This window comes from Anaerofilum hominis (assembly GCF_014287275.1).
In the GTDB taxonomy this organism is placed as follows: Bacteria; Bacillota; Clostridia; order Oscillospirales; family Ruminococcaceae; genus Pygmaiobacter; species Pygmaiobacter hominis.
This window is the reverse complement of record NZ_JACONZ010000001.1, coordinates 125,865-137,819: the sequence shown is the minus strand read 5'-3', so window position 1 is coordinate 137,819 and position 11,955 is coordinate 125,865. Positions and strand designations below refer to the sequence as shown.

The following is an 11,955-nucleotide window of genomic DNA, read 5'->3' as shown; positions in this document are numbered from 1 at the left end:
CAACAGACGGAGATTGAGGAGAGGATTATCAGTGCAGGAAGATTACAACAAGACCCTGAATCTGCCCAAAACAGATTTCAGCATGCGCGCGGGGCTGCCCGCAAAAGAGCCGGTGATGCTGGCCCAATGGCTGGCGGACGACCTTTATCAGCAGATCGTCAAGAGCAACGAGGGCAAGCCCCTGTATGTGCTGCACGACGGCCCCCCGTACGCCAACGGCAAGATCCATATGGGCACCGCGATGAACAAGGTGCTCAAGGATATCATTGTGCGCTATAAAAATATGGCGGGCTTCTGCTCGCCCTATGTGCCGGGCTACGACACCCATGGCCTGCCCATCGAGCTGAAAGCCCTGGAGGCGGCGGGCGACAACAAGGCGAACGTGACCCAGCTGGAGCTGCGCGAAGCCTGCCGGGATTTTGCGCTCAAGCATGTGGACATCATGTCGGACGAGTTCCAGCGGCTGGGCGTCGTGGGCGATTTTAAAAACCCGTATCTGACCCTTGCGCCGGAGTTTGAGGCCACCCAGGTGCGCATCTTCGGCGAGATGGCGAAAAAGGGGTATATCTATAAGGGCCAAAAGGCCGTTTACTGGTGCCCCACTGACAAGACCGCCCTTGCCGAGGCCGAGATCGAGTACAGCGACGACGAGTGCGACTCCATCTACGTCGGGTTCCCTGTCGTCAAGGATAACGGCGCTCTGGCGCGGGCCGGCATCCCCATGGAAAAGACCCGCTTTGTGATCTGGACCACCACGACCTGGACGCTGCCCGCCAACCTGGCCATCTGCCTGGGGCCGGATTTTGACTACGTCTTCGTCAAGGTGGGCGATACTTATTATGTCATGGCCGAGGCGCTGGTGGAATCCACCATGAAAGCCTGCGGCATCAGCGAGTACGAGGTGCAGGACACGGTCCTCAAGGGCCGCGAGTTCGAGCTCATGGAGACAAAGCACCCGTTCCTTGACCGCAACTCCCTGCTTATCGTCGGCGACCACGTCACACTGGATTCCGGCACGGGCTGCGTCCACACCGCCCCGGGCCACGGCGTTGAGGACTTTGAAGTCTGCCAGAACCACTATCCCCAGATCCCCGTCATCTGCCCGGTGGACGAGGCGGGCTATCTGACCGAGGAGGCCGGCCCGTTTGCGGGCCTGAACGTGCTGGAAGACGCCAACAAGGTCATTCTGGCCCATATCCGGGAAAGCGGCCACCTGCTGGGCGTGCAGCACATGACCCACCAGTACCCCCATTGCTGGCGCTGCCACAAGCCCATCATCTTCCGCGCCACCGAGCAGTGGTTCTGCAGCGTGGAGGCGTTCAAGGAAGCGACCTATCACGCCATCGACAGCGTCAACTGGCTGCCTGCCTGGGGCAAAGAGCGCATCACCGGCATGGTGCGCGACCGCAACGACTGGTGCATCTCGCGCCAGCGCACCTGGGGCGTGCCCATCCCTGTGTTCTACTGCAAAAAGTGCGGCAAATATCATATCACCGAGTCCTCCATCAACACGGTGGCGGAACTCTTTGCCAAAGAGGGCAGCGACGCCTGGTACCGGTATTCCGCCGACGAGATCCTGCACGGCACCGAGACCTGCGCCTGCGGCGGCACCGAGTTTGAAAAGGACCGGGACATCATGGATGTCTGGTTCGATTCCGGCTCTTCCCACATGGCGGTGCTGGAGACGCGGCCCGAGCTGTGCTGGCCCTGCGACCTGTACATCGAGGGCGGCGACCAGTATCGCGGCTGGTTCCAGTCCTCGCTGCTGACCAGCGTGGCGGTGCGCGGCGTAGCCCCCTACAAAAATGTCATCAGCTGCGGCTGGGTGGTGGACGGCCAGGGCCGCGCCATGCACAAGTCGCTGGGCAACGGCATCGCCCCCGAGGAGATCATCAAAGACTATGGCGCGGATATCATCCGCCTGTGGGTCGCCTCCTCTGATTACCAGGTCGACCTGCGCATCAGCAAGGAGATCCTCAAACAGCTCTCTGAGGCTTACCGCAAGATCCGCAACACGGCCCGTTTCATCCTTGGCAACCTTAACGGCTTTACACCGGATGAGGACCAGGTGGAGGACGGCTGTCTGGAAGATCTGGACCGCTGGGCGCTGGCCTCGCTGGACCGCCTGGTGGCCGAGTGCAGGGCGGGATATGACGCCTATGACTTCAGCAAGGTCTATCACGCGGTGCACAAATTCTGCGTTGTGGATATGTCCAATTTCTATCTGGACGTCATCAAGGACCGGCTGTATATCAACAAGGCGGACAATGTCGGGCGCCGCGCGGCGCAGACGGCGATGTTCCGCATCCTCGTTTCGCTGACCAAGCTCATCGCCCCCATCCTGGCGTTCACTTCCCAGGAGATCTGGGAGGCGATCCCCGCCTTTGCGGGCAAGCAGAAATATGTGGCCTGCGAAGATATCGACCAGCCGGGCCTGTGGACGCTGAGCGCCGAAGAGTGGGCAAAGTGGGATGAGATCATCGCCATCCGCGACGACGTGCGCAAAGCGCTGGAGGACGCCCGCGCGGCCAAGGAGATCGGCGCCTCGCTGGAGGCAAAGGTCACCCTGAACTGCAGCGGTGAAGTCTATGCTTTTGCAAAGCCGCTGGAGGACCAGCTGGCAGAACTGTGCATCGTCTCCAAAGTCTGTGTCGAGCAGGGGGACGAGGGCCGCAGGGGAGACTTTGAGGGCCTTGCCGTGGCGGTGAGCCGGGCGGAAGGTGAAAAGTGCGCCCGCTGCTGGATGTATACGGAGGATGTGGGCAGCCATGCGGCCCATCCCACCCTCTGCGCGCGCTGCGCCGCGATCATCGAGTCCTGAAGATAAAGCGGTCTTTCCGCGCTGAAAATAGCGGTGCAGCCAGATGCACCGCTATTTTGCAATTCAGGGCGGCGGGACCGCCCTCTCAAATCACATCCCCGAAAGGGGAAGGAAAGGCAAAGGATCCTATGCTGTTTACCATCATTTCCATCGCCGCAATGGTCGGCCTGGACCAGTTCACCAAGTACTGGGCGACCGCTGCGCTCGCCCCCGACAGGACCGCCCCCTTTTTGCCGGGCATTATGGAGCTGCGCTATGTACTCAACGACGGCGCGGCTTTCAGCGTGTTTTCCGGCAAGGCGTGGGGACAGTGGTTCCTGATCGCCGTGACCTCGGCCGCGCTGCTGGCGGTCCTCTATATCCTGTTCTTTCAGCGCGCGCGGCTGGACCGGCTGGGCTATGCGGCCCTGCTGCTCATCGAGGCGGGCGGGATCGGCAATCTCATCGACCGCGTCCTGCACGGCTATGTAGTGGATTTTTTCGCCACCACCTTTGTGGAGTTTGCGGTATTCAACGTGGCGGATTGCTTTGTCAGCGTGGGCGTGGTGCTGCTTGCCGTCTATTATATCCGCAGCGAATCGGCCGCCAAAAAAGCGCGGCAGAAAGCGCAGGGGGAACAGGCCCCGGGGAGCGGGGATGGACAGTAAGAGAGAAGCGTTCACCGCGTGCCAACAGGACGAGGGGGCGCGACTGGACAGCTTTTTATCCGCAGCGCTGGAGGGCGTTACCCGCAGCATGGCCCAGCAGCTGATCGCGGCGGGCAACGTGCTGCTCAACGGCGCGCCGGCCCCAAAAAGCGCCCGGCTGCACGCCGGGGATGAAGTGGCCTGCGTCCTGCCGCCCCCGCGGGAAACGACGGTCCTGCCCCAGGACATCCCGCTGCAGATCGTCTATGAGGACGCCGATCTGCTGGTGGTCAATAAGCCCAAGGGGATGGTGGTCCACCCGGCGCCCGGAAATTATGAAAACACCCTGGTCAACGCGCTGCTTTTCCACTGCCGGAACAGTCTTTCCGGCGTGGGGGGAGAACTGCGGCCGGGCATCGTCCACCGCATCGACAAGGACACCAGCGGGCTGCTGGTGGTGGCCAAGAACGACGCCGCCCACCAGGGGCTGGCGGCCCAGCTGGCCGTGCACAGCATGACGCGGGTCTATCAGGCGGTGGTTTACGGGCGGCTCAGGCAGGACGAGGGGGTGATCGACGCCCCCATCGGGCGCAGCAGCAAGGACCGCAAAAAGATGGCGGTCACCGAAAAAAATTCCAAAAGAGCCGTCACGGCCTACCGTGTCCTGGGCCGGTACCGCGGCTTTACCCATATCGAACTGAAACTGCAGACCGGCCGCACCCATCAGATACGGGTGCACATGGCAAGCATCGGCCACCCGGTGGCGGGCGACCCGGTCTATGGGCCCAAAACCGTCATCGACGAGCTGGGGGGGCAGTGCCTTCACGCCGGGGTGCTGGGGTTCCGCCATCCCCGCACAAAGGCGTATCTTGAGTTCACTGCACCGCTGCCGGAGTATTTTACGAAATTTTTACATAAACTGCAAAGGGAAGAAAGCGTATGACCAAAAGCCTTCAGGACCTGCTCGTCGTCAGCGATCTGGACGGCACTCTGCTCACCTCTTCAGAGGGCCTGCCGGGCTGCAATGCGGCGATGATCCGCCTGTTCAGCGCCCTGGGCGGCCGCTTTACGATCGCCACAGGGCGCAGCCCCGCATCCGCCCGGCGGGCGCTGAACGGTCTGCCGCTGGGCGCGCCGGCCATTGTGTTCAACGGCGGGATGCTGTATGATTATGAAAAGGACGCCGCGGCCGCCGAGCACTTTTTGCCCCGGCAGACGGCGCTGGAGGCGATCCGCGCCCTGACGGCGCAGGCGCCCGAAGCGGGGGTAGAGGTGCTGGCGGACAACGGCCGCATGTATATGCCCGTCTGCGGTGCGGCGGTGCAGCGGCATGCGGAGCGCGAGGGGCTCGCCTATGTGGCGGCCCAGCTGGAGGATATCCCCGGCCAGTGGTACAAGGTGCTGTTCGGCGCGCCCCCGGCGGTTCTCAGCCGTCTGGAACAGTTTGCCGCCGGGCAGGAGTGGGAGGGCGCTTATTTCACAGCCACCAGCCCCACTTATCTTGAACTGATGCCGCAGGGGGCCGACAAGGGCTCCGCCCTGCGCGAGCTGTGCGCCCTCACCGGGGTCGCGCCTGAAAATGTCATCGCGGTGGGAGATCACTACAATGATATCGGGATGCTGGAGGCGGCAGGCCACGCGGTGGCGGTGGGAAACGCCGTGCCGCAGGTAAAGCTGCTGTGCGAGGGCGAGGTGCTGCCCTGCCGGGACGGCGGGGTGGCGCAACTGCTTTACGAGCTGATCCGGCGTTATGAGCGGTGAGGGGCGGCGCGGCGCGGCGAAAACGGCGCTGCTGTTTGCTGTGCTGACCGCGGTGCTGGCGGCCGCGGCGCTGGCCTATTATCCGCCGCTGCAGGGCGGGCCGCCGCGGTCTGCGGCGCAGGGCGGGGCTTGGGATGCTGTGCAGGACGGCAGGCTCGATCTCAACACCGCGGCCGCGGCCGACCTGCAGGCCCTGCCGGGCATCGGGGAAGTGAAAGCCGCGGCCATCGTGGCTTATCGCGAGGCACATGGAGGCTTTTCGTCGGTGGAGGAGCTGCTGCAGGTCCGGGGCATCGGTGAGAAGCTCTTTGCGGATTTAAAGGCTCATGTGTGTATCTGAAAAGAAATGGAGTAGTTTTTATGAGCGGCGCAGAAGGAAAAAATGCGATCTTCATCAACCGGGAACTCAGCTGGCTGGAATTTGACCGCAGGGTACTGGAGCTGGCAAAAGACAAGGGGGTGCCCCTGGCCGAACAGCTCAATTTTGCCTCCATCTACGCGAGCAACCTGGACGAATTTTTTATGATCCGGGTGGGTTCTCTCTACGACCAGACCCTCTTGAAAGAGGAAAAAAAGGAAAACAAGACCAACATGACCCCGACCGCCCAGCTGCGCGCGATCATGCCGGTCGCCGGCGAACTGCAGGAGCACTGCGACAAGATCATCGCAAAGCTGTTTTCGCACCTGGCGGATTACGGCTATCAAAAGGTGGATTTTTCCAAGCTCACCAAGGACGAAGAGCATTTCTGGAAAAAATATTTTCTCTCTGAGCTCTACCCGGTGCTTTCGCCCCAGATCATCGACCGCCGCCACCCCTTTCCGTTCCTGCGCAACCTGGAGATCTATATCGGCGCGCGGGTCAAGGAAAAAGACGACGGCACGGAAGCTTTTGGCCTCATCCCGGTCAGCAGCCAGTTCGAGCGGCTGATCTGCATGAAGATGGACGGGGTGACCCGTTTTGCCCTGGTGGAAGAGCTGGTGCGCCATTTTGCGCATCTCGCTTTTGGGCGCTATACCGTCACGGAGAGCTGCATCTTCCGGGTCACCCGCAACGCGGACATCAACCTGCAGGAAGCCATGCAGGACCAGGACCTGGACTATCGCGCGGTGATGAGCGAGCTGTTGAAAAAACGGCGCAAGCTGGCGGCGGTGCGGCTGCAGATCACCCCCCGCGCGTCGGACGAGATCGTGGATTTTCTCTGCCGCAAGCTGGTGCTGGACCGGCGACAGAGCTTTGCGCAGTCCGCGCCGCTGGACATGGGCTTTGCGCGCCCGCTGATGGGCCGCATGGCCAAAGAGGGGCTGACCCAGCTCTTTTACACGCCGGTGCGCCCCATGCTGCCTGTGCCGGAGTTCAGCCTTACCCGGGCGGTGCGCAAGCGGGATGTGCTGATCGCTTATCCGTTCCAGAGCATCCGCCCGTTTATCAATATGCTCAATGAGGCAGCGGCGGACCCCACCGTCATCTCGATCAAGATGACGCTTTACCGCATGGCCACCGATTCGAAGATCGTGGAAGCGCTGATCAACGCGGCTGAAAACGGCAAAGAGGTCGTCACCATCGTCGAGCTGCGGGCCCGTTTCGACGAGCAGAACAACATCGACTGGTCCAAACAGCTGGAGAGCGCGGGCTGCACCGTGATCTACGGCTTTGAGGACTATAAAGTGCACTCAAAGCTCACCCTCATCACCCGCAAGGTGGGCGGCCAGTACCAGTATATCTCGCAGATCGGCACCGGCAATTACAACGAAAAGACAGCCGAACTGTACACCGACCTGTGCTTTGTCAGCGCCGACCAGGCCCTGGGCGAGGAGGTGGCGGAGGTCTTCAACGATCTGGCGGTAGAGCGCACCACCACTGAGACCAGCCGCCTGCTGGTGGCGCCCTGCCGTTTCAAGTCGGTGATCCTGGAAGAGATCCAGCGCGAGATCGACGCAAAGCGCGCCGGACAGGAGGCCGCCATCACCCTGAAGTGCAACTCGATCAGCGACCGCGACCTGATCCTCAAACTGTCTGAGGCAAGCTGCGTGGGCGTGCCGGTGAAAATGATCATCCGCGGCATCTGCTGCTTCCGGGCCGGGGTGCCGGAATTGACCGAGAACATCGAGGTGCGCAGCATCGTCGGCCGCTATCTGGAACACAGCCGCATCTATTCTTTCGGCGGCACCCAGAATCGCCGCGTCTATATCGCGTCCGGCGACTTTTTGACCCGCAATACGGAACGGCGGGTGGAGATCGGCGTCAAGGTGGAGGACCCGGCCATCAAAAATACCCTGGTCAATATGCTGCGCTACCAGCTCACAGACAACGTCAACGCCCGGCAGATGCAGCCGGACGGCACCTATACAAAGGTCAAAAGGGCCGAGAACGAGACGGCCGTGGACAGCCAGATGGAAATGTACAACTATTTTGCCAACAGCTGGACCGACTACTACACCGCCTATACCGCGCCGCGCCGGCTGTCGGGTGCGGCGGAACAGCTGCGGGAGCGGCGCGCCGCCGAGGCGAAAGCAGAGCGGCCCTCGCTGCTGCAGCGGCTGCGCGGGGTGCTGGGCGGCAAAAAGAAGAGCGAAAAGGAATAAAACCTAAAACCTTTCGCGCCCCAGGGGGAAGAGCGGAAACAGCGCTCTGCCGTTCCGGGCCGCCGCACAGCGGCCCGGCAGAAAGACGCAAAAAGACAGGATCAAAAAGCCGGGCGCGCCGGGGACCACAGGCGCGCCCGGCTTTTTGGTTTTGGGGCGCGGCGTTTTTTGCAACAATGATTTTTTAGGAGCCCGGTGCCCGTTTTCGACGGTTTTTGTTTACTGCGGCCCTTTTTTGTGGTATGGTTAAAAGCAAAATAATCCTTTTGGAAAGAAGGCCGTCAATTTGGATATCCGCAAACTCGCACATGAAGTACAGCCCGAGGTCGTCGCTTTCCGCCGCGACCTGCATCAGCATCCCGAGGCCAGCCTGCAGGAGTTCCGCACCACGGACCGCATCGCGGAAGAGCTTGACAAGCTGGGCGTTTCCTATCGCCGCCTGGACCCCACCGGCATCGTGGCGGAGGTAAAGGGCGCCAGGCCCGGCAAGACTGTGGCGCTGCGCGGCGACATCGACGCGCTGAGCATCACGGAAAAGACCGGCCTGCCCTTTGCAAGCGAGAACGAGGGCTTTATGCACGCCTGCGGGCACGATACCCACGGCGCCATGCTGCTGGGCGCGGTCAAGGTGCTGAACGGCATCCGGGACCAGCTGGCCGGCACGGTGCGCTTTATCTTCCAGCCGGCGGAAGAGATCGGCCAGGGCGCAAAGCTGGCCATCCGGCAGGGCGCGCTGGAGGGCGTGGATGGCATTTTCGGCATCCATATCGCGGCCCAGGCGCCCGTGGGCTTGGTCACCGGCAAGGCCGGTCCCAGCGCCGCAGCCACCGACCAGTTCAGGATCGTGGTCAAAGGCAAGGCCTGCCATGGGGCCATGCCGGACACCGGCGTGGACGCCGTGGTGGCGGGCAGCGCCCTGGTCATGAATCTCCAGACCATGGTCAGTCGCGAATTTTCTCCGGTGGACCCGCTTGTCGTCACGGTCGGCTCGTTCCATTCCGGCACCCGTTTCAATATCGTGTCCGGCGAGGCCGTGCTGGAGGGCACCATCCGCAGCTTCAGCCGCGAGGTGCACGAAAAGCTGCCCGCAGTGGTCGAGCGCATCGCGCAGGAGACGGCCGCCACTTTCCGCGCCGAGGCGGAGGTGGAATACAACAGCATCACCGAGGTGCTCATCAACGATCCCGCGATGACGGACCTCGCCTTTAACGCCGCCCGCAAGGTCGCAGACAATGCGCTGGTCATGCGCACCGACCGGCTGCAGATGGGCGGGGAAGATTTTGCGGAGTACACTGCCCACGCCAAAGCCGCGTTCTGCATGCTGGGCGGCGGCGGCGACGCCCCCCAGCACAGCGACCATTTTGTGATCGACGAGAGCGCTTTTGAGATCGGGGTCGCCCTTTATGCCCAGGTGGCGGTGGACGCGCTGGCCGAGTAAGATACGAAGCGCCCCCGGCAGCGCAGGATGACCGGGGTTTCGGCAGGCCCGCCGGTGCAAAACGCACCGGCGGGTTTTTGCTGTGAATTTTGGGGCCTGCCCCCGCTTTGGGTTGCGGTGAGGCGGGGCATTGATATATAATGATAGACAGCAGCTTGCCGGGCACGGGAAAACGCTGCGGGCAAACGGCGGGAACAGGCGTTCTCTCCTTTCAGGAGGGGATGGCCGTTCCCCGGCGCGGGACCTTTTGCGCGCCAAAGCGAAGCCCGCGCGGGCATGGTCCGGCCGGCTGCTCAAGGCCGCAGAAAGAAAAAGCGGCAGCTTTCAAAAGACGCTGCGCGCTTTGCGCTGCCCGGCGCAAAACGCCGGGGCCGGCCTTTCTGCCAGAGGGGAGAATAGAGAGATGAACAGGATACTGGAGAAGCGGGAATTGAACAGCACGACGGTGCTGCTGAAGCTGGAGGCAGCGGAGATCGCGGCAAAGGCGCAGCCAGGCCAGTTTGTGATCGTGCGCACAGGGGAGCTGGGGGAGCGGATCCCGCTGACGATAGAGGATTATGACCGGGAGGCGGGGACGATCCAGATCGTATTCCAGAAAGTGGGAGCGGGGACGCTGCTGCTGGGGGCGCTGAAAGAGGGGGAGATGGTCACCGACGTGGCGGGTCCTCTCGGGGTGGCGACCCATCTGGATGGATATCGGAAAGTGGCCGTGGTGGGGGGCGGCGTGGGATGCGCGATCGCCTACCCGCAGGCAAAGCACCTGCACGGGCAGGGTGTGCCGGTGGACCTGATCGCGGGTTTCCGCAGCAAAGAGATCGTGATTTTGGAAGAAGAGATGCGCCGCGCCTGCGACCGGCTGCTGCTGGCGACGGACGACGGCAGCTACGGGCAGAAAGGCTTTGTGACGGATATTCTGAGGGAACAGATCGAGGTCGGGGCGGGATATGACCGGGTGATCGCCATCGGCCCGGTGCCGATGATGCGGGCGGTGTGCGGGGTGACAAAGGAGTACGGCATCCCGACCACGGTGAGCCTGAACCCGATCATGATCGACGGGACCGGGATGTGCGGTGGCTGCCGGGTGACGGTGGGAGGCAAGGTGCGGTTCGCGTGTGTGGACGGGCCGGATTTTGACGGACACGAGGTAGATTTTGACGAGCTGATGAAGCGCAACGGCAGCTACCGGGAGCAGGAAGCGGAGAAAAAAGGGCATGTATGCCGGCTGTTGGGGGTGGAATAAATGGCGGATATGGCAATGGAAAAGAACGCCATGCCGGTGCAGGCGCCGGAGGAGCGGCGGCACAATTTTGAAGAGGTGGCGCTGGGATATACGGCGGAGCAGGCGGCGGCGGAGGCCCAGCGGTGCCTGAACTGCAGGACACGGCCCTGTGTGGCGGGATGCCCGGTGAACGTGGACATCCCGGATTTCATCGCCAAGCTGCGCGCGGGGCAGGAGGAAGCGGCGTACGAGTCGATCGCGCGGCATTCGTCCCTGCCGGCGGTATGCGGGCGGGTATGTCCGCAGGAGAGCCAGTGCGAAAAGAACTGTGTGCGGGGGATCAAGGGAGAAGCGGTGGCGATCGGCCGTTTGGAGCGGTATGTGGCGGACCGGCACAACGCGCGGGCAGAGAAAAAAGTGGAGCGGCCGGAGCCCAGCGGGCGGAGGGTGGCAGTGATCGGCGCTGGCCCGGCAGGGCTGACCTGCGCGGGCGAGCTGGCCCGGCAGGGGCACGGGGTGACGGTGTTCGAATCGCTGCATCTGGCGGGCGGCGTGCTGAGCTACGGCATCCCGGAGTTCCGTCTGCCCAAGAGCATCGTGGCGGGGGAGATCGAGGGGCTGAAAGCGCTGGGCGTGGAGATCCGCACCAACGAGGTGATCGGCAAGCTGCACTCGGTGGACGAACTGTTTGCGGCGGGGTATGAGGCGGTTTTTGTGTCCACGGGCGCGGGGCTGCCGAATTTCATGGGGATCCCCGGGGAGATGCTGCTGGGGGTCTATTCGGCAAACGAATACCTGACCCGGATCAATCTGATGAAAGCGTACCGGCCGGAGGCGGAGACGCCGCTTGCGACGGTGCGCAGGGTGGCGGTGATCGGCGGGGGGAACGTGGCGATGGACGCGGCGCGGTGCGCGGTGCGGATGGGCGCGGAGGAAGTGTCGATCGTGTACCGGCGCAGCGAGGCGGAGATGCCTGCGCGGCGGGAAGAGGTGGAACACGCCAAAGAAGAGGGCATTGTGTTCCGCACCCTGACAAATCCGGTGGAGATCCTGGGGGACGAAGCGGGGCACGCGCGGGCGCTGCGGTGCGCGCGGATGGAGCTGGGCGAGCCGGACGCCTCGGGCCGCCGGCGCCCGGTGGCGGTGGCGGGTTCTGAGTTCGAGCTGGAGGCGGACACGGTGATCATGGCCATCGGCACCAGCCCGAACCCGCTGGTGAAAAACACGACGCCAGACCTGGAAACAGACCGTCGGGGCTGCTTTGTGGTGGACGAGTCGATGCACACCTCCAAGGAGGGGGTCTGGGCGGGCGGCGACGCGGTGACCGGCGCTGCCACCGTCATCTCCGCCATGGGCGCGGGCAAAAAAGCCGCCGCTGCCATCTGCGATTATCTCCAGGGGAAATGAGCGAAAGCAGCCCGGGCCTTGCGGTGTGATCTTCTGCACCGTTTCTTTCCGTTTTTTGAGAGAACCATATGTAAAGCTGATCAGCATTACACGTGGTTCT

At 62.9% G+C, this 11,955-nt stretch carries 9 protein-coding genes; all 9 read left to right on the top strand.

The annotated features are described in order from the left end of the window. Positions 1–31 precede the first annotated feature (31 nt). The 9 genes from ileS (at position 32) to gltA (ending at position 11,855) form a co-directional block, all read left to right on the top strand. The gene (gene ileS / locus H8S23_RS00635; RefSeq protein ID WP_186886386.1) at positions 32–2,821 is read left to right on the top strand and encodes an isoleucine--tRNA ligase; all 2,790 of its coding nucleotides are present in this window, start codon (positions 32–34) and stop codon (positions 2,819–2,821) included. Between the two features lie 128 nt (positions 2,822–2,949). Further along, complete coding sequence (gene lspA / locus H8S23_RS00630; RefSeq protein ID WP_186886385.1) at positions 2,950–3,468, top strand: signal peptidase II; 519 nt, start codon at positions 2,950–2,952, stop codon at positions 3,466–3,468. Next, positions 3,458–4,390 (top strand): RluA family pseudouridine synthase, encoded by a 933-nt coding sequence (locus H8S23_RS00625; protein ID WP_186886384.1) that lies wholly within the window; start codon positions 3,458–3,460, stop codon positions 4,388–4,390. Before lspA ends, H8S23_RS00625 begins: the two co-directional genes overlap by 11 nt. Then, positions 4,387–5,208 carry an HAD-IIB family hydrolase gene (locus H8S23_RS00620; RefSeq protein WP_186886383.1) on the top strand — a complete coding sequence of 274 codons (822 nt, stop codon included), beginning with the start codon at positions 4,387–4,389 and terminating at the stop codon, positions 5,206–5,208. Before H8S23_RS00625 ends, H8S23_RS00620 begins: the two co-directional genes overlap by 4 nt. After that, the gene (locus H8S23_RS00615; protein WP_186886382.1) at positions 5,198–5,548 is read left to right on the top strand and encodes a ComEA family DNA-binding protein; all 351 of its coding nucleotides are present in this window, start codon (positions 5,198–5,200) and stop codon (positions 5,546–5,548) included. Before H8S23_RS00620 ends, H8S23_RS00615 begins: the two co-directional genes overlap by 11 nt. 20 nt (positions 5,549–5,568) lie before the next feature. Next, a complete protein-coding gene (ppk1, locus tag H8S23_RS00610; protein WP_186886381.1) occupies positions 5,569–7,791 on the top strand; it encodes a polyphosphate kinase 1 in 2,223 nt (740 codons plus the stop codon). A gap of 286 nt (positions 7,792–8,077) precedes the next feature. After that, positions 8,078–9,229 carry a M20 metallopeptidase family protein gene (locus H8S23_RS00605; protein ID WP_186886380.1) on the top strand — a complete coding sequence of 384 codons (1,152 nt, stop codon included), beginning with the start codon at positions 8,078–8,080 and terminating at the stop codon, positions 9,227–9,229. 403 nt (positions 9,230–9,632) lie between these two features. Next, a complete protein-coding gene (locus tag H8S23_RS00600) occupies positions 9,633–10,469 on the top strand; it encodes a sulfide/dihydroorotate dehydrogenase-like FAD/NAD-binding protein (RefSeq protein ID WP_186886379.1) in 837 nt (278 codons plus the stop codon). After that, a complete protein-coding gene (gltA, locus tag H8S23_RS00595) occupies positions 10,470–11,855 on the top strand; it encodes an NADPH-dependent glutamate synthase (protein ID WP_186886378.1) in 1,386 nt (461 codons plus the stop codon). It abuts the gene before it with no gap. Positions 11,856–11,955: the final 100 nt, after the last annotated feature.